The following is a 21,937-nucleotide window of genomic DNA, read 5'->3' as shown; positions in this document are numbered from 1 at the left end:
CTTGCTCCCGCTCGATTGCGCAGCAATCGCAAGCTGCATCCGTGCTCGAGCTGATCCACCTCAGTGGCGATGAATGGGGCCGCTGCGCACCCCAGCGGGAGCAAGCTCCCTCGCCACAGGTGATTTGCCAGATTTACCGGCGGCGCTGCTGGCGGCGACGTTGTTCGTCGTCGGTGCGAATGGGTATGGGTTGCAGAGGCGGTTCGATCAAACCGAGTGCGACACCCAGGTCATGCAGCCAGTTTTGGATTTTCTCTTTCATGATGCCCCCCTTCAGGGTCGTGCCGAGCGGCCGAAGTTCTGTAGCCCCTTCGCACTGATAATAGTCCGAAGTCCTACGCAATGCTCGCCCAAGATCGCAATGATCTGTTACTAAATTGATCCAAATCCCAGACCGCCCGTTCAAGCAATTGCCCGGGCCTGAATCGCTGCCGATGGATACACCGCCTGCTGCTGCTCGATCCATGCATTCAGGTTGGCCCCGACCATGCCTTTGCGCCACATCAGCCAAGTGGTCGCGCTGGCGAACGGCTCGGCCAACGGGTGCACTGCTACGCTTTCGCGCCCCGGCAGGCTGGCGAGCATCGACTCCGACATCAGCGCCACGCCAGAGCCGGCAATCACACAGGCGAGCATTCCCGGATAGGATTCGATCTCCATCGCCCGGCCCATGGCCGCGTGATCATGGGCGAACCAGGCTTCCAGACGCATCCGATAGGAACACCCCTGCCGAAACGTGAACACCGAGCGTCCTTCGACATCCAGTGCGCTGCGTACCGGCGGATGATCGGCCTCGCTGATCAACACCAGCCGTTCGTCGCACAACGGCACGCCGTCGAGCCCAGCCAGTTCCAGCGGACCGTCCACCAGCGCCGCATCGAGGCGCCCGGTGAGCAGACCTTCGAGCAATTCGCCGCTGGGGCCCGATTGCACTTGCAGGTTCACCGCCGGATAGCTGCGGTGATAACGCGCCAACAGCTCTGGCAGGTGAATTGCGGCGGTGCTGTACATGGTGCCCAGTACGAAATCCCCGGCCGGTTGCCCGCCCTGCACTGCCGCATGGGCTTCGTCGTGCAAGGCGAACAGCTTGGCGGTGTAGTCCAAGAGGACTTTTCCCGCAGGTGACAACTGCAAACGCTGACGCTCACGTACGAACAGTTCGACACCAAGTTGCTCTTCGAGCTGCTTGAGCCGGGTCGACAGGTTGGACGGCACGCGATGCAGGCGTTCAGCAGCGCGGGTAATGGAGCCCTCCTGCGCCACCGCCTGGAAGATCCGCAATTGGCTGAATTCCACGCCATTCTCCAAATCAGAACAAGTTTCTCACTATTATTCATTTTTAAAGAAAGTCAATCAGTCCTAGCCTGACGGTCATTGATCCTCGGAACGGAACTCAGACCATGTCCCCTCTGATTCGCTTAACCGCCAGCTTCATCGCCCTGATGATGGCCATGGGCATCGGGCGTTTCGCCCTCACCCCGCAACTGCCGCACTTGCTCAGCGAAGGCCAGATCGACCTGACTGCCGCCGGTCTGATTGCCGCCGCCAACTACCTCGGCTACTTCGCCGGCGCGGTGGACGCGATGTTCGCCCGTCGTCCCGATCAGGTTCGTCGACGCCTGTTTGGCGGATTGTGGCTTTGTGTGCTGCTGACCCTGGCCTCGTTCTGGGCCGACGGGTTCTGGTCGCATCTGGTGCTGCGTTTCGGCACGGGCGTGGCCAGCGCCTGGGTATTGGTGATGATTACCGCATTGAGTCAACCGCTGGCATCGGCGGCTGGTCGTCCGCGACTTGGCGCCCTGGTCTTTGCCGGACCGGGCCTGGGGATTTTTCTGACAGGGTTGCTGGCCTTGGGCTCGAACCTGCTGGGGCAGACGTCCGCAGTCTTGTGGCTGGTGTATGCCGGTGTCGGGCTGGTGATGCTGTTGGGGATTCTGCCGTTCCTGCCGCAACCGGCCGCCCTTTCTACGGCGACACCGTCTGCCGTCACATCGGGTGCCCAAGGTGTCGGACGTTTACCGGTGATCTATGGTCTGTACGGTTTGGGCTACATCATCCCGGCCACTTTCCTCTCGCAAATGGCCAGCGCGCAGTTCCATGGGCAATGGCAAGCCGACCTGTTCTGGCCGTGCTTCGGTCTGGCGGCGGCAATCGGGGTGGTGTTGGTGAGCCTGCGTCGGCACAACCCGAATGCCACTCGCCATTGGCTGATGGCAACATTGTGGTTGCAGGCGGCCGGGGTCTTCGCCTGCCTGTTGGGCAGCGGTGCCGGCCTGGCGTTAGGGGTGATCTTGTGTGGCGGACCGTTCCTGGCCTGCATGCAACTGGTGATGCAGCGCTCCCGGGAACTGGCGCCCCATGCCACCCAGCGCAACGCCGGGCTGCTGACCGCGTGCTTCGCCGTGGGTCAGCTCAGCGGGCCGTTGCTGGCCGCGCTGAGCAGTCATTTCAGCGGTGGATTGCAACCCGCGCTGATGATCGCCGGCAGCGGTTTGCTCATCGCAGGAGGTCTGTTGCTGCACCCGGTCAGGGTTGCCCAAGCGCTTTGCGCAAACGACGGCGGACCCACTGCTCTGCGCTCACAAAAGTGATCCCGAGCAACACCAGCACCGCGCCGATCACGAAGTTCAGGCTCAGTTCTTCGCCCAGCAGCACCACGCCGAACGTGACGCCGAACAGCGGCGTCATGAACGAAAACACCGCCAGGTTCGCTGCCAGATAACGGCGCAGCAGCCAGAACCAGGTCAGGTAACTGAAGAACGACACCACCACCCCTTGGAACAGCACGCTGGCCACGGCAACTGTAGTCAGGCTGACATGGGTGACCTGCCCGCTGAGGATCGCGATCAACAGCAAGCCGACGAAGCCGACGATCAGTTGATAAAACAGCGTCAGGGTCACCGGCGCTTCCGACAGACGCGAGGCGCGCACCACCACGGTGGTCGCGCCCCAGGACGCGCCGGCCAGCACGCCCAACGCATCGCCCATCAGCATGCGGTGGTCGAGGTTGTCCCACGACACACCACCGGCAAACGCAACGGCAATGCCGACGAAGGCAAGAAAAATCCCCAGCCACTGCACCGGTCTTAAACGCTCACTCGGCAGCAGCCAATGCACGCCCAACGCGGTGAAGATCGGCGCGGTGTAGAGGAACACCGACATGTGCGCCGCCGTGGTCAATTGCAGGCCTTCGGAAATGAAGAAGAACTCCAGACCAAACAACGCACCCGCCAGCAAGCCGCCGCGCCAGGTAGTACCGACCTGATCCCAACCGCCCTTCCAGCAGATCAACAATCCTACGAGCAACGCGGAAATCCCCGACCGCCCCGCTGCTTGCATGACCGGCGCGATGTCGGGCGCGGCCCATTTGATCATCACCTGCTGCACGCCCCAGATCAGGCACAACCCGACCATCACCTGCAGGGCAAACCCATCGGCGCTACGCCGGGTGGCGCTCACCGGAACACCTCGATAACACAATCCATGGCAGTGACTCGACAGTAAAAGCAAAGCCCCGACCTTCTTGCTGAACAGAGTGGCGGGGCGAAAAATTATGCCGTCGATTATTAACCAGATGGACAGAAAAAGGTGTCTGCAAAAGACCTTTAAATCGCCGCTTGCGTCATCCCGCTACGACCAGCGCCGCCGACTGCTGTGCCTGCTCGCGCTTGGCCAGCGCGAAGTACAGGACGCCGCCAAGGAAGCAGCCGGTAAACCAGGCGAAGTTGGCCATCGGCTGCAGGACCGGAATGAAGGTGATCGCAACGCCCATCAGGGTGGCCGGAATCAACGCCTTGACCGCCGTCCAGTTGATCCCGCCGCTGTAGTAATAACGTCCGCTCGGGCCGTCGTTGAACAACGCATCGACGTCGATCTGCTGCTTTTTGATCAGGTAGTAATCCACCAGCAGAATCCCGAACAGCGGGCCGATGAACGCCGCCAGCACGTCGAGGGTGTAGTGAATCACTTCGGGGTTGTTGAACAGGTTCCACGGGGTGATGAAAATCGAAGCCACGGCGGCGATCATGCCGCCGGCGCGCCAGCTGATTCTGCTCGGGGCGACATTGGCGAAGTCAAACGCCGGGGATACGAAGTTGGCGACGATATTGATGCCAATGGTCGCCGTGACGAAGGCAAAGGCGCCGAGCAGCACCGCTACACTGTTGTCGATGCGCGCCACGGTGGCGATCGGGTCGTGAAGCATTTCACCGAATACCGGCAAGGTGCCGGAAACGATCACCACGGTCACCAGCGAGAACGCCAGAAAATTCACCGGCAGGCCCCAGAAATTGCCACGCCGCACGTCGCTCATGCTGCGGCAGTAGCGACTGAAATCGCCGAAGTTCAGGGTCGGACCGGAAAAGTACGACACCACCAATGCCGTTGCCACGATCACTTGACCGAAAGCTTCCCAGCCAGACAGGGATTTTTCCGCCAGGGTGAAGCTAATGTTGCTCCAGCCGGCCTGCCAGACGATCCAGCCGGCGAGCAGGAACATCACGCCGTAGACCACCGGCCCAGCCCAGTCGATGAAGCGGCGGATCGACTCCATGCCAGTCCAGAACACCAGCGCCTGGACGAACCACAGGCTGAGGAAACCGAACCAGCCGAGATAAGACAAACCGGCAAAGTGCGGTTCGGCGTAGGCCGCCATTGAAGGAAAAAAGCGCAGCACGACAATGATCAGGGCACTGGACGCCAGGTACGTCTGAATCCCGTACCAGGCCACCGCGATCAGGCCGCGGATAACCGCAGGAATATTCGCCCCGAACACACCGAATGCCAGTCGGCAAATCACCGGGTACGGCACCGCGGCTTGCTGACTCGGCTTGGCCACCAGGTTGGCAATCAATTGCACGATGCAAATCCCGCCCAGCAACGCAATCAATACCTGCCAACTGGCCAGCCCAAGCGCAAACAGGCTGGCGGCGAATACATAGCCGCCGACGCTGTGCACGTCACTCATCCAGAAGGCAAAGATGTTGTACCAATTCCATTTCTGCGGCAGCGGCCCCAGGTCCTGGTTATACAGGCGTGGGCTGTAGCCGTTGGGCAATTGCTCGGTCATCGCAGGGCTCCTCGAAAGTACAGGCGCGGCCCCCGAGATTGATGTGGCGACCACACTGCGTACGGGAGCCTGCATGGTTTGTATACGAGTTGCTACGCAGAATGCGTGCCATACGTTCGAAAAATGCGACAAATCAGGCCTTAAACTCTGTTCAGAGCAAAGCCTTTAAGACGTAGAGGGGGTGATAATGCCCATGAACAGGGCGTCAGCGCCTGCAAACGGTGCAGGACGTTATGTATACAAAGAGATGGGGGACTACTGCGCAGTCAATCGCGAGCGGGCTCGCTCCCACATTGGATTTGTGGTGAGCCCGGGTGTTTGCACCCGACGCGTACCGTAGTAGCTGCCGCAGGCCGCGATCTTTTGACTGTAAAAAAGATCAAGATCAAAAGATCGCAGCCTGCGGCAGCTCCTACAGGGGCCGGCGTAAGGTCAGCTGAGCTCGATACGATCAGCGTGAATGACGATCTGGCCGTTCTTGTACAACGCACCGATGGCCTTTTTGAAGTTGCCCTTGCTGACGCCGAACATACTGCTGATCAGCGTCGGGTCGCTCTTGTCGCTGACGGGCAGAGTGCCGTTGTTGTCGCGCAACTTGGCAAGAATCTTCGAGTTCAGGCTGGTGGCGGCTTCCTCGCCCACCGGTTGCAAGCTCAGGCTGATCTTGCCGTCGGCGCGGACTTCTTTGATAAAGCCCTTCTCTTCTTTACCGGCGCGCATGAACTTGAAGATTTCGTTCTTGTGGATCAGCCCCCAGTGCTTGTTGTTGATGATTGCCTTGAAGCCCATATCGGTCGCTTCGGCCACCAGCAAATCAACTTCCTGACCAGGCGTGTAGTTGGCCGGGGACTTGTCCAGGTAGCGATCCAGACGTGCCGTCGCGGTGATGCGTCGCGTGTGTTTGTCGAGGTAGACGTGCACCACGACATACTCGCCGGCCGTCATCTGGCGCTTTTCTTCGGAATACGGCAGCAGCAGATCCTTCGGCAAACCCCAATCCAGGAACACGCCGATGCTGTTGACTTCAACGACTTTCAAACTGGCGAATTCACCGACCTGAACTTTTGGCTTTTCGGTGGTGGCGATAAGTTTGTCATCGCTGTCCAGATAAACAAAAACGTTGAGCCAGTCTTCATCTTCGCTGGGAATATCTTTGGGAATATAACGATTAGGCAGGAGGATTTCGCCATCCGCGCCACCGTCCAGATATAAACCGAAGTTAGTGTGTTTAACCACTTGCAAACTGTTGTAGCGCCCGACTAAAGCCATGTCCAATACCCTCATTGCGTGGGCGGCATTCTACCCGGTTTTGCGGGCGGCGTTTCGCGGCCGGCCCGGTGGCGCAAGAAAATCCGCGGAAGGCCTTAATTTTCCTGGGTTTTGACGTGTGCGTTTGGCCGCTCGTCAGGCCGTTCGGCTGGTCATCCCCCTCACCAGCTCATCCGAAAAGCGCTTGTTCTTCACTTGGGTTCTTAGTTAAAACAGCAGCTTAGGGGAACATTGCGAATAATAACTTGCGATAAATTGCGTTTCACCGAGGTGTATTTCGGGAGGATATTTACCAAGCAATTGTCAAGTATTTCCTGTACGATGCCTGGCCAAGTTAATTTCTACAGGTTAATGGCCGCCATGCGTGTAAAAGCATCCAACAGCAAAGCAAAGCCAGCTCCAGCCGTTGAAACCAGCGAATCGATCAACAACCAGATCGCTGCGTTCCTCAAGTCCGGCGGAGAGATCCAGCAAATTGCCAAAGGCGTCAGCGGCCAGACGTTCGGCCCGTCCAAGCAGATCACGCTGGGCAAAAAGTAATTTCCCCCGCGTTAACTGGTCCGTAAGCGCTTTGAGCTTCGAAGCGCTTGGACTGGAACCCTCCCGCAATACCCCATCAAACAAATCAATATTTCAAAAATCGACGAACGGCCCTCGATGCCGAGCATTCGCCGGTATGCTTGCACACGTCTAGATCAAGCGTTTCAGTAGGTTTCAAGGACCTGCTCCTCGCTGTTCATGGAGTGACGCATGCTCAAGCCCTCTTTTTTCCTGCTCTGCAGCGTGCTGTGGTGTTCAGACGCCAATGCGCAAGTCTTCCAGCGCGAACTGGGCGACTTCGATCTCAAACTCGCCACCACCCCCAGCCGCAGCATGGCCCAAGGGCTGGTCAAGCCCTCGACGACCGGCTCGTTCCACGGTGGCCTCGACCTGAGCCACGACAGCGGCTTCTATGTGGGTCAATGGTCCCCCAGCATGGGGCTGAGCCCATCCAGCAACCTTGAAGTCGATTCCTACATGGGTTTTAAACAGCCCTTCGATCAATCCCTCGGCTACGAAGTGGGCATGATCCGTTACAGCTACCCGAAAGCGGACACCCTCGACAGCCAGGAGCTGTTCGGCGGCCTGACCCTGCTGGGCAGTCGCTTCGGCGCGGCCTTCAGCAACGACCCCGACAAACAGAACAGCACCCTGTTCGCCGACCTCAGTGGCAACCAGCCGTTCGGCATCGGGATCAGCCTGAAATACACCACTCACCAACTCAACACGCCGGTGTCCGTCGACGATGGGTATGTAGGCAGCTTTACCGACTGGTCAGTGAAATTGTCCCGGCCGTTCATGGGCATCGATCTGGACTTGATCTACAGTGATTCAAACCTGAGCGGCAGCGATTGTTCCGCTTACTCCGGCCACAATAGCGAGTGCGACGGTCTGGTTACCCTCAAAGCTGCGCACAGCTTCTATTAATCGGCTGAACTGCCAGGCTGATCCTGCGATCACATAAAAGAACCCATAAAGAAACCAGGTCTTCGCAAGGACTCGCCATGTCGCACTGGTGGAAACAGCTCGGCGTCATCATCACCCTCAGTCTAACTGTCGCCGCGTGCAGCCGCGTGGGCCTGGCTTACCGCAATCTCGACGTGATCATTCCCTGGACGCTCAGCGACTACCTGGAAATGAACCACGAACAAAAAGACTGGTTCAACGAGCGCCTCAAAGAGCACTTGAGCTGGCACTGCACCACGCAATTGCCCGGCTACCTCGACTGGCTGGATCGTTTACAGGCCATGGTCGAAGCGAACCAGATCACCGACGCCGCACTGCAAACCCGCAGCCAGGAAGCCAAACAGGCCATCGCCGAAACCGCCCGGGAAATCACCCCGTCGGCCATCGAGCTGTTGCAGGGCCTTGATGACAAGCAAGTCGCTGAAATGAACGACGCCTTCACCAAGGACCAGCGTAAACGCCAGGAGGCCTACCTCAAGCCGTCTCTGGAGCAACAGATCAACGAGCGGAGCAAGCGCATGGAGAAACGCCTGAATGACTGGCTCGGCCCGCTCAACCCAACCCAACTGCAACGGGTAATGGCTTGGTCGAATGCCTTGGGTGATCAGAACAAGCAATGGATCGCCAACCGCGCCCATTGGCAACGGCAATTCAGCGCAGCAGTCGCGCAGCGGCAGAGTCCAGAATTCCCACAACGAATCGAGACACTTCTGGTGAATCGCGAGAGTTTGTGGACGCCAGCTTACCGCGAGGCCTACGCCAACACCGAAGCCCAGGCTCGAGCGTTGCTGGTGGACGTGATGGCCGAGAGCACACCGGTTCAGCGTGAACGGTTGCTGCAGAAGATTGAAGGCGTGCGCAAGGATTTCACTGATTTGAAATGCCTGAAAGCGGCGCGGAAGGTATAGGTTCTAAAGATAAAAGCTTCGCGGGCAAGCCTCGCTCCTACGGATAAGCGTCGTTCACACATTTTGTGAACAACACAAAACCCGTAGGAGCGAGGCTTGCCCGCGAAGCTGTTTACGCTATCAAGCAATCTGCGCCTTCGACGCCACGTCATCAAACGTCAGCTCCTCCAGCGCATCTTCCTGTTCATCCAGCACCTCGCGCGGATGCTCATTACCCGGAATGCTGCTGTCGATCAGGCTCAACAAACTCGAGCCCCGAGGCGTCAAAATGTAGTTCTCGCCATTGCCGCCCTGATCTTCTGGCCGAGGCTCGATATAGCCCCGCAGCAGCAGTAATTTTTCGTACTCACCAGCCACCGTTTTCAGGTGATCCAGGTTCTCAAACGGCTCACCCGCAGCAGCTTTCGCCGCCGCATACTGTTCGGCATAAGGCCGTGGAGTGAAGCTATGGCCAGCGCCGTTCTGCACTTCATGCAGCAAGCGTTCAATCAAATCCCAGTTATAAGTCGTCATCCTGATCAACCTCCAGTGCCCGCGAGAGAAATGGCCTTCATAGGTTGTGACCGACAGGGAGGGCGGCCGTTCAGCCGAGGTATTTCGCCCTACCGACCGGCGGTATGTCGAATAGGGCACAGGCCAAACGACTAGGCTGTGTAAGACGGTTTACCCCTCTGCGCGGATCGACTTTCGCCAAAGCATGCAGGAGAAATCACCATGAACATTCAGAATCATCCGGTCGTGTCCCGGGAAGAATGGCTTGCCGCCCGCAAACAACACCTGGCCCACGAAAAAGCCTTCACCAAGGAACGAGACAAACTCAGCGCCGAACGCCGCGCCCTGCCCTGGGTGAAAATCGACAAACCCTACCGCTTCCAGGGCCCCAACGGCGAACTGAGCCTGGCCGACCTGTTCGGCGGCCGCAGCCAATTAATCATCTATCACTTCATGTTCGCCGCTGGCTGGGACGAAGGCTGCCCGGGTTGCTCGTTCCTCTCCGACCACATCGACGGCGCCAACCAACACTTGGCCCATCACGACGTGGCCGTGGTCGCGGTTTCCCACGCACCGTTCGCCGAATTCCAGCCTTTCAAACGGCGCATGGGCTGGACATTCGACTGGGTGTCGTCCGAAGGTTGCGACTTCAACTACGACTTCGGCGTCAGCGCCCGGGCCGAAGACGTCGCCGCTGGAAAAGCTACCTACAACTACGAAAAAACCGACGGCGCCGAAGAAGAACTCCCAGGGCTCAGCGTGTTTTATCGCAATGAAGCGGGGGAGATTTTTCACACCTATTCAACGTATGCCCGAGGTTTGGATTTGCTGGTGGGTGCCTATAACTATCTGGACCTCACGCCCAAGGGGCGTAATGAAGAGGAGATTATGGACTGGGTGCGGCATCACGATCGGTATGAGGACAAGGCACCGGCCAGTTGCTGTCATGGGGGGTAGATTGCTTGATCCGGGTTGGTCACAGCATCCGTGAACACCACCAATCCCCTGTGGGAGCGGGCTTGCCCGCGATGACTGACTAACATTCAACATGGATGTCGACTGATGCACCGCTATCGCGAGCAGGCTCGCACACAAAGTTGCGCGGTGTTCTGTAGGTTGCGTCCGATTGACTGACCGCAACTGGGGCAAATGCCCTACAACAACCTCGGAAACAGGCACCTTGCACCGCTGGAACGATGAAGCTTATAGTCCGCCCGTCGCCCAAATGGCGACCGGGTTTGGCGACCCGACCACAGAGAGTCCTCATTAATGACAAGAGGCTCCACCCATGGATAGATACATGCCCCTCACCGGAATCGACCTGATCCCGGCCTCCCTGCTCATCGACACCCAAGCCCCGCTAGACGTCCTGCAAGCCATGGCTGACTACCGCATTCGCACGGTCACTCAGGTACTGGAAAACATCGCCTTTCGCGCAGAAATCGGCTGCGACACGGTGGTGCTTTCCGACTTTTCAAAACTGCTGGCCATACCACTGCGTGATGGCTGTGATTTGATGGATGTGATTGGTCGACGGTTGCGGTCGCAGGCTGCGGAGTGAATGAAAAACGGGCGACCTATGGGCCGCCCGATTTACATAGGGAATACAAATAAATGAGCCTTACGCAGAAGGCATGCTCGTCACGGGAATGCGCTGCTGAGGCTGCGTTATATCGTAGATATGCTGCTCACAGCGGCTACCAACAAACTGGAACTCCACCAAATAGACCTTGCTTCTTTCCGGTGTGAAAGTGGTTTTGAGCGGACCGCAGCTGTAAGCATTCCCGACTCCCCCACCCTTTGAATAACCCGACACCTGGAACGGCTGATCGGCATCGGCCTGTACTTCCAGCTGTGGGAAGCGTTTAAGCGTGGCGCTGTTGGCCACTTCGTTAAGTTTGGCGATCCAGCCGAACACCTTCCCTTGGCCTGAATCCACCACGGTTCCAAGCACCTCCATACGCTGGTCAGGATCCGCTGCGCGCCTGATCGCGAACTCCACCGGAGAAGTGTTACCTGAGGCTTTCATGATGACCTTGGCGTGCTGCGCATCGACTGTCACCTTGTTCTGGTGCATCTGGACACCGTCTTTCAGTAGGCTAGGGGAAGAGTCCCTGACGTTGGAATGGCAGCCCGGTAATGTGAGAATCAGGGTCAGTAGTATTATTTTCTTCATCGACGGATATCCTTATTAAACCAACTCTCAGGCTGACAAAAAACTTTCTCTGAAAACAAGCAGCTTTATTTACCCACAATACCACTCCAAGAAAAACAACTATTATATTCCATTACGCTTAACCACTCTCATCAGGCAAACTTTTCTTGATAATATTTTCAGTCTCCCACATTTCGCGAAGAAAGACCTGATCATAACTACTAGAAAACTCCATATAGCCTCGAGCACAATTCAAAAGCGCCCTCAGACACTTTTCCAAATATTCTGGTGATCCCGAATCGAATGCTTTGAGGGCTTTTTGGTATTTTTCAAGATATTTAGTCACAACAACCTCTCCTGACGACTTCAACTGCAACTCCATTGCATCAATTGATATTTCTATCTGACTTTTTAAATCAGTCATCTGATCACTCATAAATAAAGACCTCCGTCACTTGTATTATGGCTTCACGTCACGCGTGCTTTTAATCCACTCTTTAGGCCAGCCTTGAGGCATGAGTAATTGATCAGCCCCACCTTCCAAAATCGTACCTGTTGAACTTATAGTCTGAGGTGCGACCTTTCCTATATTCAACTGAGTACCTTTGGGAATTACAATTTCTGCTTCAAATATTCGTGTATTTTTCCACTCCGGTAATAAAGCCGCATCTATTTTTGCCTGAATCCGATTTCCTGCAGGACTTGTCGAAACAAAAGCGCCATCTGCCTGGGCATTCCCACCGTAAACACGGTATACAGTAATATCTTCGCTTGTCACAACCGTCCGGTAATTGGAATCAAGAAAGCTTTCTTTAATCCACCCAGGAACGCTCTCACTTTTAGGAACAACAGTTACTTTCTCATCGATAAGGGTAGAGTATTTCCCCCAATTACTTTCTGGAACAACAACCCCGCCGCCCCCCTTCAAAACCCCATTCACCCCTGAACCAGCAATGTTCAGAGCGCCCATCACTATGTTGCCGGCCGCAGCCCACGTGTCGCCATTGTAGGCTTGCACTCCACCGTACACGATCTGAAGTGCCCCACTTTCAGCAGCGACCAGACGTATACCCAGCCCCAAGCTACCGCTCATCACATACAGCGCGGGAGTGCCTACATCAGCAAGCGCCTGGTAGTTCTGATTGATGCGTAGCGTGCCAAGGGAGTCGAGATAAAGCTGCTCGTTTTGACTCCGCGGGCGACTCATCTGCTCAACGAGTCCACCTGGGTACAGTCTATCCAGCGAAGCCTGCTTTTCTGCACTGTAGCTCGCATAGGCGACAGTATCGCTTTGCTTTAACGGCCCGCTCCTTGTTAGCGCATCAATTTTTGCTTGTGCTACCTCTGGCCCATAAGCATTGATCAGTGCGTAGGTATATTCCTGCAGATAGTTGTTGAGCTGAGCCTTGTCAGCATCGGACATCGCCTCAGGATGCAGACGATAGCGTTCCATCAGTGCATTTGAGATTTGATCCAGCTTATCCAACGCGACCAGTTTCTGAGCAACCGAAACGCGAGTATCCCCGCCCAACCGCTGTTGCCGAAGTTGATCCAGCAACGTCTGGTCGGCCGGGCTAAGAAAATTGTTTTCTACCGCATTCTTCCCGACCTGAGCCGATGCCACAGCAGATAACGCATCCTTGCCTGTGACTGAACCCGCAATCCCGGCTGCCAATGTGGCCAATGCAGAGATTGTTTGCTTTTGCTCTTGCGTCAGCTGTTCGTTGCTGAGTCCACCATAAAGCTCTTCCCTGATCAGTCGTGCAGTTTCCTCGGCGACGACAGCGCCAGCAGCCCCCGCTAACGCCGAATTACCACCTGCTCTCGCGATCACTGCGCCCAAAACCGCATGGGCCATTAAATTGGCTGTTCCGTCCCCATCCGTCATGTCCTTGACCGTTTGCGCCAGATAAGGCGCAGCAGCGCCCGCCAGAGCACCGCCGATATTTCCGCCGATCAGCCCTTGAACGATGGCCGTCACCGCTTGGTTGGCTTTCTGGAAACTGCTGCCGACCCCGTAATCACTCTGAACCTGTTTGGCGACCTGCTCGTTACTCGGATTGACTACCCCGTTGTCGAGCAACTTCTGACGTGCAGCTTTTGATGTTTCGCTATCGGGATCGTTAGCTTCTTTGATTTTTGCCGCAGTAATGGCGTCACCGACACCTTTAACCAGTTCCATGGAGCTTCTTACAAGCTCCATGCGTTCTTCCATGGCTTTTTGGTCAGGCTTATCAAGCGTCTCGTTGGCATTTGCGGTGTCGCGATTCAGGCCGATCAGATCATTTGCACCCTCGGCGTTGCGCACAATGATCGTGCCTTCGCTGACCGCACTGCGGGTTTTGCTGTGATCAGACTCTTCCAGCGCAATACCAGACAAACCGCCCACTGATGCACTTGCTGCTCCGCCACCGTAGCTGCCGGAGACGCTCACTCCAGCAGATTGGCTGTTGATCTCGCTGACATTCTTGATGTCACTGACGATCAACCGGTCGGTGATAAGCAGGTTCTTGTCGGCAGAGGCTTGGCTCGCAATAACCGCGCCTTGTAGTGTGGTGTTTTTGCCAACATCAAGGCTGTAACCACCCGTGCCGGCAAATAGACCACTCTGGTCGGTCACCTGCTTGTATTCACTGCTCATATTGCCCGCGGCAAGGTTTGCAGACGCTGCCACCGTCGAGCCATAGCAGAAGGGAGGAATACAAATGCTGGCGCCGAAACCGCCGCTGCCTTGCTTGTTTTTCTGTGTCTCGCTGTCCTGACGAGAAATGATATTTAAGTTGCCATCGATCAACGCCTGGATACTGTCAGCACGCACCTGAGCACCAGCCAGGGTGGTGTCGTTGCCGCTACGCAACAACAGCGATCCAGTGTCCAGCGTACTGTTGACTTGGGTGACTGAACTCCCAGTCCCCATGCTTTTGGCAATCTGCGCTCCTAGGTCCAGGGTGAAGCCATTTTGTTGGCCGATATTGAAACTGGCGCCAATGCTGGTTTTGTTGTTGGTACTGTTGTTGGTCCAGTCTGCGGTGTTACGCGCACTCTCAAGGGTGATGTCGTTCTTTGCTAGCAACAGGGTATTCGCTGCCTTCAGGCTACTACCCACGATATGAATATCACCAAGGGATCCTGCTCCATTACCTGCAGCGGTGATGGAGAGGTCTTTACCGGCGTTGAGCGTGCTTTGCTTGGCGGTCTGGCTGGTGTACTCGCTGGTACTTTTGCTATGAGTATTGGCGAGTTCTGTACCAATTTTTATCAACGAACCGTTGCTGGCAGCTCCACCTTGTTTGTCTTTGAAACCCGAACTCTCTCCGGCAGTCTGGGATGCCATTCCATTGAGGTTGTAGGCCGCCAGCGCCGCCTGAGCCAGCTTCACCGCTTTGAGTCGAGGATCGTCGGCATCGTTGGCCGCTTTAACTGCCGCGCGGATGCTATTGGCAGTATCGACGACAGCCCCCCCGATTACTCGCCCAACAGCGAGACTGCTGGATTTGTCGGTGCTGCTCTGATTCGCGCTTTCCATGCCTGCGGCAATGGTCACGTTCGAGCCATTAAGGGTCATGTTTTGAGTACTGACCAGATCACTGGCAATGACCCCAAGATTGCGTCCCGCAGACAGACTGACGTTCCCAGCGCTGGACCCAATGGTGCTACCGGCCAACGTAGTTTGGGATGACTTGCCGGTATGGTTCTGCCTGCTAATCGACAGGTGCTGATTACCGGTGATGTCGTCCACGCCAAGGTTATTGGCAGTGAGTACGCCCGTCAGGTCCCGGTTCTTTTCCTTGTGCAGTTCGCTACGGGTAAACGTATTTTCCGCTGCATCAATGGTCAGATCACGCCCCGCTGTAACCTTAAGGTCTTGAGTGCTGACCAATGACGACCCGGTCACCGTTACGTCACGACGAGCCGCGACATCCACGGTATTACCCGAGATCACACTACCGACAGCAGTGGTTTGCGTCTCAGAAACCTGATCCTTGACCTTGCTCGACTTCAAGCCACCCCAGCTGCTTTTACTGGAGCTGCTTTCATGGCGGGCGCTGTTCGAATCAGTGACCGCAACGATCTGGATGTCGTTGCCAGCCACCAGTTGCACTCCGCCTTTATCGGCTGCGATCTCGCTGCCTTTGACCAGCACGTCGTTACCGGCCAGCAGGGTGGTGTTAGCGCCGGAGGTCACTGCGCTGGCGATATTGGTGGTACTGGCTACCTCGTCGAGTCGACTCTTCTTGCCCGAGGAGCTTTTCTTGGTTTTGCTGTAGAAGCTGTAATCACTGTCTTCTGCGCTCTGCAGCGTCAGGTTATTGGCCGCAAACAAATAGGCCTCATCCCCCGCACTCACCCGACTGGCAATCAGGCCAAGATCCTTGCCTGCATTAAGGGCGACACTGCCCCCCGCAGTGACCGTCGTAGACACCTGACTGACATGATCCTCCTGACTGGTAACTTTCTTACTCTTGCTATACGAGTGCTGCTCATCCGCCGCCGAGGCCAGGGTCAAATCGCCGACAGCGCTCATGCTCACATCCCGCTTGGCGTCGATCTGGCTGGCGATAGCGGTGATATCCCGTCCGGCATTGACCTTCAGGTCCTGCCCTACATCAATATCTGAGCCATATTGGGTGATGGTCTGATCACGATGCCGACCGCGCTCGCCGATGACGATCTGCTCGGCTGAAGTGAGGTTGACGTCGCGACCGGCAGTGATCGTGGTGTCAGCCCCGCTTTTCAGCACGCCACCAACGTTGTTGATATCGCGTCCGGCGTTGAGCGTGAGCGAGTTTCCGGCTTCGATGCGGGCGGCGTTGTCGACGAAGTCGGTGCGCTCGGTGCGATAGCCGCTGCCGCTTTCGTGAGTGGTGACGGTGCGTTCGTTGATCACGTCGCCGCGGGTGGCGGTCAGCGAGACATCACGACCGGCGATGACGCCGCCGGCCTTGTTGGTCAGATTGTTGGTCGCCAGCAGGTCGAGGCGATTGCCAGCCTCCACCAGACCGCTGCTGACCAGATCGTTGGCGGCAGTGGCCAACAGGTTGTTGGTGGCTTTCAAGGTGCCGGCGTTGTTCAGGTCTTTGCCGGCGATCAGGGTTACGTCGTTGCCCTGGATCAACGCACCGTTGGCCGCCAGGCGGTTGTTGGCGTTGGCCAGGTACAGCACCGGCACCAGGACTTTTTCGCCGTTCACTTCGGCGTTTTCCATCCAGACAATGTCGTGGGTCAGGGCCGCGACTTGCTCGGAGGTCAGGCTGACGCCCAGTGACAGATTGAGCTCCGTTTTGCTGGCGATGGCATTGTTCATCAGGTATTTGAACAGGCCCTCGTCGGAGGTCTGGCCATCGATGAAACGCTGGCCGGTACGAGCGACCACCGCCTGTTGAATCAGGCGCTGTTCGTAGAGCCCGTCGCCCAGGCGTTTGGCGCTGGTGTCCGGGTCGTAACCGAGGTTGGACAGCAGGTAATCCGAGCTCATGAATTGCTTGAGGTTGGTGAGCACCGGGTTGGTTTCGATCAGGTATTTGTGCGGCTGGGATTTGCCGGCATTGCTCGGCAGGCCCTGTACGCGGTTGAGGGTGATAGGGGCACTGGCGGACGAGGTGACGGTGGCGCCGGTGAGGTTCCAGCTCTGCGGGCCGGTGCCGATCGGGTTGGTGCTGCCTTCCTGGCTCAAACGGAACAGGCCGTTCTGGCCGGTGGGCAGGCTGAAACCGGGCAGACTCAACGGGTTGACTTGCTGTTGCGTCAGGTTGGGCGGTAGTTGCTGGTTCAGGGTGATGCGGGTGGAGTACTGGCTGCCCGATGCACCCGTGCCGGTCCGCGGGCCGCTGCCCACGTAGGTGTAGCCGGGGCGGACGACGCTGTTGTCGATGTTGTTTTGGGTGTTGATGTTGACCGCGCCAGCAGCCTGGATCACGGCGGCGTAACTTTGGTCGCTGGAGGCAAGTTTTTCGGTCGTGCGAAGTTGCGTAGTCTCCCCTTCGGTCGTGCCAATAAAGTTGGCCATTGCGGCCTCAAGACCGCCCAGGTCATTGGCGTCATAGCCCCCGCTTTCGTACCAGTACTTGTTAGTAAAGGCACTCGCCGCGTTAAACCACCCACCTGGACTCCGGGTTCGCTCGGATTGATATACTCGGGTGGTTTCGGTTTCGCCGGTCTCGATGCCGCTGTTGGTCAGGTTGACCAGCGAAGCGCTCAGATTGCCGCCGGTGGCGATGGTGCTACTCTGGTTCAGCAGGTCGCCACCGGTCAGGCTCAGGTCCCCACCCGCCGTGATGCTGGACGCGGCACTGGCCTCGGTGACCTCAAACTTATCGCGCTGCACGATTTTCCAGGCATAGTGCTGCTTGCCGCTGCAGTCGGCGTTGATCAAAATCGCGCAGTCAGTGTTGGTAATGGAGGCGGTGTAGATGCCTTGGTTTTTGGTGGTCAGTACTGCGCGGACGTTCTGAATTGTGCTCGCCGCCAGGCTCATGGTTCCGTCGCTTTGAATCGACGCAGAGCTGTTGACTATGCTGGCGGCCTGGGCGCCTTGCCCATTACGATCAATCGTGAGATTGCCCAGGCTGTAAATGTTGGCGTAGCTGTTGTTCAGCGCGTTGACCCGCAGGCTCATGGCGCCACCGCTGAAGATCAGCCCGTGATCGTTAACCAGTGAGCCGGTGGTCACAGTCAGACCTTGGCCACTGCCCAGCGTCCCCGAGTTATAGAGGCCACCGGCGTTCACGGTCAGATTGGCAGCCGAAGTCATGCGCCCGGCGTTGTTCAGTTGACCACCCACCGACACGGTGGTGTCACCCCCACCGGCAATGCTGCCTGCCGTGGTGAGGTTCAGTTGTGCTGCACTCAGGCCGAGCGTTCCCAGGCTGCTGACCCGACCGCTTCCCGAATAAGTGCCGCCAAGGTCGATCTTCAAGTTGCCATCACTGGCGATCAGACCATCGTTGTTCCAGTTGCTGCCGCTACCGCTCAGTTGGCTGACAGCCAAGAGCTGACCATTGGCCGTCTGGTTGAGATTGTTGATGTTGACGGTCAGCCGATCAGCCTGAATCACGCTGCTGTTGGTCCAGCCGTCAGCGGTCAGGATCAGGCCACCGCGAGTGACGAAGCTGCCGCCGGCACTGCCCAGTTGCCCGGTGGCAATGTCGAAGATGCCGGTGCCGACGTGCAGCACGTTACCGCCGACGTTCAGCAAACTACCGGCGCCGAGGCTCAGGTTACTGTTCGCGGACTCCACGGTGCCGTTGCGGTTGTCGAACAGGCCACCGATGGTGAAGGCGGTTTTGCCATTACCGCCCAATGCGCGCAGTTGGCCGGTCTGATTGTCGAGGCTCGCCGCCGTGATGGTCAGGGTGTTTTCGCTTTCGATAATGCCCAAACGGTTGTTCAACGCGCCGCGCAGGCTCAGGTCGACCTGTAGCCCGGCAATCTGCCCGTCGTTGTCGCCGCTGTTGTCGAAGTCTTTACCGGTGACGCTGACTCGGCCCTTGGCATAGAGACCGCCATTGCGGTTGTCGAAGTTGCCGTTCGTGCCGGTGTCGACGATGGCGTCACCGGTTTGTGCGGTGATGCGTCCGCCGTAGTTATCGATGCCGGCCAGTGCCGTGAGGTTCAGGCTCTGAGCCTGAATGATCCCGCCCTGGCGGTTGTTGTTCAGGTCATAGCCGTTGAGCAGTACGCCAGTGATGTAGCTGCTGAAGGCACCTTGCAGACTGGAGAGCACACCGCCGCGGCTGTCGAGGCTAGCGGCAGTGATGTCCAGGTTGCCATCCTTGGCGACAATGCGTCCGCTCTGATTATCTATGGCAGCACTAGTTTCGACGGTCAGGTCGCCCTGGCTTTGCAGAGTGCCCTTGGCGTTGTCGAGGCTGGCGGCGTTGAGCGTCAGGCCGGCGTCGCGGCTGAAGATCAAACCGTCCGCGCTGTTTTGCACGGCGCCACTGGCCGTGAGCGTCAGTTGATCGTTCGCGGCGAGGGTGCCGCCATCGCGGTTATCGAGGCCACCGGTCAACAGGCTCAACAAACCCTGGCTAACCAGTTGGCCACGCTGGTTGTCGATCTGCACCGCGCGTTGAATAACCAGCGGGCCGTTGCTTGCCAGTTTGCCGTTGGTATTGGTCAGGGTGCCGAGCAGGTCAAGGGTGACGGCACCATTGCCGGCCAATGTGCCGGCGCTGTTGTCCAGGTAGGTGCCGGTGAAGCCGATATCCTTTTGCGCGCGGATGGTTGCGTTGGTGTTATCAAGGGTCTTGGCCTGGATGTCCAGACCGGCACCACTGTCGATCAGGCCACCCTGGCTGTTATCTAGTGTCCCGGTAATGACGAAGGTTTGCGTACCGCCACTGGAAAGAATGCCTTGGTTACTGTTGTCGAGGCTGGCCGCCGTGATCTTCAGCGTGCCGTTACTGACCAGCGCCCCGGCGCTGCTGTTACGCACGGCCCCGGTGAGGTCCACCAACACATCACCGCTACGGCTCGACAAGGTGCCGAGGTTGCGGTTGTCGAGACTGCCGCCCAGAAGACTCAGCCCCTGCCAGCCGGAGATCAGGCCATTGAGGTTGGTGGTGGTCTCGGCGGTGAGGTCGATTTGCTGACGGCTGATGAGTTTGCCGTCGCTGTTGTCCAGGTTGCGCGCGGTCAGCGTGTAGCTTTCGCTGCTGGAGAGTTCACCACCCTGGTTGTTCAAGTCCCGCAGGTTGCGGATGCTCAGTTGCCCTGTGGTGGTGATCAGGCCGTTGGCGTTGTTCAGGTCGCCCATGGCACCGCTGAAATCAATCGTAATCGCGCTGCCCAGCAATGAACCGACGTTTTGGTTGTTCAAACTGGCGGTGTTGATGGTCAGGGTGGCGGTGGCGTTGATCAGCCCCTGGTCCTGGTTGTCGAGCGCCCCGTTAACCTGAAGGTCGACGTCGCCCCGACTGGTGAGGGTGCCGCCGTTGTTGTTCAGGCTACCGGCCTGTACGTCCACGTATGCCGCAGCGATCAAGCCTTTGATATTGGTCAACGCCTGCTGCACACGCAGGGTCACTGCCTGATTGCCGAGCAGTTTGCCGTTGTTGTTATCCAGGCTGTCGGCCGCCAGTGTGAAGGCTTGGGCACTGGAAATCTCGCCGTTACGGTTATCGACCTTCTGGAGGTTTTTCAGCACCAGCACCGGGGCGTTGATCAAACCGTTCTGGTTGTTCAGCTCGCCGTGATTCAGATCCAGGCTCAGCGACGTGCCACTGGTGAGTTGCCCGCCATCGTGCTGGTCGAGGCTGCTGACATTGACCGTCAGGGCATTGTTGCTGGCGATTCGGCCCTTGACGCTGTTATCGACCGTGCCGGCGTTGAGGTTCAGGCTGTCGAGGCTGGTCAGCTTGCCGCCCTGGTTGTTCACCGCCCCGGTGGCGGTGATGCTCAAGCCCTGACCGGCGTTCACCAGTCCTGCCACGTTATCCAGAGTGGCCATGCGCAGAGTCGCGGTGGCCAGACTTGAGACTTCGCCATTGCGGTTGTTCAGATGACCGAGGGTGGCGTTGAGATTGCCGGTACTGGTGATCACCCCCTTAGTGTTGAGAACCTGATTGGCCGTGAGATTGAGGTTGCCGCTGCTCGACACTCGCCCGTTGCTCTGGTTGTCCAGGATCCCGGCGGTGATGTTGGCGGTTTGCCCGACGCTCAGCGTGCCATTCTGGTTGCTCAGGGTCTGGCTGGTATTGACCGTCAGATTACGGCTGGCCACCACGCTCTTGCCGGTGTTGTTGAGGTTCTGCGCGTTCAGGCTCACATCACCGTTGGCGTTGCGGCTGGTGTCGGCGTTGACCCCGGCCTCGATGATGCCGTTGTTGCTCAGCACACCGCCGGCACTCAACGTGATGCTGTCCCGTGCGGCGAGGGTTTGCTGGTTGGTCAGATTGCCTTGGGTTTGCACGTTCAGCGCAGTGCCGGCGTAAACCGGTCCCCGGGCTTCGAGGCTCGCTGCTTTGACGTTGACGGCGCCCGCGGCCGACGTTTGCGCAAGGCTGAGATGTCCATTGGCATCGAGCTGGATATCCCCGCCACTGGCGGCCAGGTTGCCGTCGAGTTTCACACCGACTCCGGCCTCGGTGCCCACCAGTTTGATCGCTCCGGCGTACATGCCGCCCAACGCCGAAGAGTCGATGGCCAATTGCGGTTTGGCGCTGCCGTCATCGGCGCGGGCGGTGGCGTTGAGGCTGTCGGCGTTGACGTCATTACGACCGGCGACGATGGTCAGGTTCCTGGCCTGAATCTCGGCGTTGATCTTGGCGCTGCGGGTGATGATTTCGAAGCGGTCGACGTTGCTGGCGTTGAGCCCGGCGCCGTCAATGGAGACGCTGCCCTGATCGACCTGGAAGCGATCCAGCCGACCGTTGTCCAGCACCGGTTTGCCGGTGGTCAATGTCACGCGCGGGGTGTTGATGAAGCCGCAACCGTTGCAACTGATGCCGTAGGGGTTGGCGACGATCACCCGCGCCGACTGCCCCGCCACTTCGGTATAACCGCGCAACTGGCTGGGGCTGCCGCCGACCACTTCGT

At 57.9% G+C, this 21,937-nt stretch carries 15 protein-coding genes; 6 read left to right on the top strand and 9 right to left on the bottom strand.

Annotated features, from left to right (window positions below; all coding sequences use genetic code 11):
• Positions 1–133: 133 nt before the first annotated feature.
• Positions 134–262, bottom strand: coding sequence for a PA1414 family protein (locus PMI18_RS31760; RefSeq protein ID WP_007905120.1), 129 nt, complete (start codon positions 260–262; stop codon positions 134–136).
• Positions 263–402: 140 nt separating this feature from the next.
• A complete protein-coding gene (gene ptrR, locus PMI18_RS06285) occupies positions 403–1,296 on the bottom strand; it encodes a putrescine utilization regulator PtrR (protein WP_007905118.1) in 894 nt (297 codons plus the stop codon).
• A 104-nt stretch (positions 1,297–1,400) separates the two neighbouring features.
• Here ptrR and PMI18_RS06290 point away from each other — a divergent pair, with 104 nt between their 5' ends.
• A complete protein-coding gene (locus tag PMI18_RS06290; RefSeq protein ID WP_007905117.1) occupies positions 1,401–2,591 on the top strand; it encodes an MFS transporter in 1,191 nt (396 codons plus the stop codon).
• On the opposite strand, the gene PMI18_RS06295 is transcribed toward PMI18_RS06290, so the two are convergent.
• The 3 genes from PMI18_RS06295 to PMI18_RS06305 form a co-directional block, all read right to left on the bottom strand.
• The gene (locus PMI18_RS06295; protein WP_007905116.1) at positions 2,527–3,459 is read right to left on the bottom strand and encodes a DMT family transporter; all 933 of its coding nucleotides are present in this window, start codon (positions 3,457–3,459) and stop codon (positions 2,527–2,529) included. The two genes, PMI18_RS06290 and PMI18_RS06295, sit on opposite strands and share 65 nt — an antisense overlap.
• 163 nt (positions 3,460–3,622) lie before the next feature.
• The gene (locus PMI18_RS06300) at positions 3,623–5,068 is read right to left on the bottom strand and encodes an NCS1 family nucleobase:cation symporter-1 (RefSeq protein ID WP_007905115.1); all 1,446 of its coding nucleotides are present in this window, start codon (positions 5,066–5,068) and stop codon (positions 3,623–3,625) included.
• Positions 5,069–5,500: 432 nt separating this feature from the next.
• Complete coding sequence (locus PMI18_RS06305) at positions 5,501–6,337, bottom strand: CvfB family protein (protein ID WP_007905114.1); 837 nt, start codon at positions 6,335–6,337, stop codon at positions 5,501–5,503.
• A 351-nt stretch (positions 6,338–6,688) separates the two neighbouring features.
• Between PMI18_RS06305 and PMI18_RS0129745 the strand changes: the two genes are divergently transcribed.
• From PMI18_RS0129745 to PMI18_RS06315, 3 genes are all read left to right on the top strand, one after another.
• Positions 6,689–6,877 (top strand): hypothetical protein, encoded by a 189-nt coding sequence (locus PMI18_RS0129745; protein WP_017337097.1) that lies wholly within the window; start codon positions 6,689–6,691, stop codon positions 6,875–6,877.
• Positions 6,878–7,087: 210 nt separating this feature from the next.
• Entirely contained in the window at positions 7,088–7,804 is a 717-nt protein-coding gene (locus PMI18_RS06310) for a TorF family putative porin (protein ID WP_007905112.1), read from the top strand.
• Positions 7,805–7,881: 77 nt separating this feature from the next.
• Complete coding sequence (locus PMI18_RS06315; protein WP_007905111.1) at positions 7,882–8,751, top strand: DUF6279 family lipoprotein; 870 nt, start codon at positions 7,882–7,884, stop codon at positions 8,749–8,751.
• 120 nt (positions 8,752–8,871) lie between these two features.
• Here the strand turns inward: PMI18_RS06315 and PMI18_RS06320 are convergent, their stop codons facing one another.
• The gene (locus PMI18_RS06320; protein ID WP_007905110.1) at positions 8,872–9,264 is read right to left on the bottom strand and encodes a hypothetical protein; all 393 of its coding nucleotides are present in this window, start codon (positions 9,262–9,264) and stop codon (positions 8,872–8,874) included.
• A gap of 201 nt (positions 9,265–9,465) precedes the next feature.
• Between PMI18_RS06320 and PMI18_RS06325 the strand changes: the two genes are divergently transcribed.
• Positions 9,466–10,200: a DUF899 domain-containing protein gene (locus PMI18_RS06325; RefSeq protein ID WP_007905105.1), complete on the top strand. Its 735-nt coding sequence runs from the start codon at positions 9,466–9,468 to the stop codon at positions 10,198–10,200.
• A 331-nt stretch (positions 10,201–10,531) separates the two neighbouring features.
• Positions 10,532–10,804 carry a hypothetical protein gene (locus PMI18_RS06330; protein WP_007905103.1) on the top strand — a complete coding sequence of 91 codons (273 nt, stop codon included), beginning with the start codon at positions 10,532–10,534 and terminating at the stop codon, positions 10,802–10,804.
• A gap of 60 nt (positions 10,805–10,864) precedes the next feature.
• Here the strand turns inward: PMI18_RS06330 and PMI18_RS06335 are convergent, their stop codons facing one another.
• The 3 genes from PMI18_RS06335 to PMI18_RS06345 form a co-directional block, all read right to left on the bottom strand.
• Complete coding sequence (locus PMI18_RS06335) at positions 10,865–11,419, bottom strand: hypothetical protein (protein ID WP_007905101.1); 555 nt, start codon at positions 11,417–11,419, stop codon at positions 10,865–10,867.
• Between the two features lie 118 nt (positions 11,420–11,537).
• Positions 11,538–11,834, bottom strand: coding sequence for a hypothetical protein (locus PMI18_RS06340; protein WP_007905099.1), 297 nt, complete (start codon positions 11,832–11,834; stop codon positions 11,538–11,540).
• A gap of 24 nt (positions 11,835–11,858) precedes the next feature.
• A partial coding sequence (locus PMI18_RS06345; protein WP_007905096.1) for a hemagglutinin repeat-containing protein occupies positions 11,859–21,937 on the bottom strand: 10,079 nt, incomplete at its 5' end.

The organism is Pseudomonas sp. GM102, from assembly GCF_000282555.1.
In the GTDB taxonomy this organism is placed as follows: Bacteria; Pseudomonadota; Gammaproteobacteria; order Pseudomonadales; family Pseudomonadaceae; genus Aquipseudomonas.
This window is presented reverse-complemented; position numbering and strand designations above follow the sequence as displayed.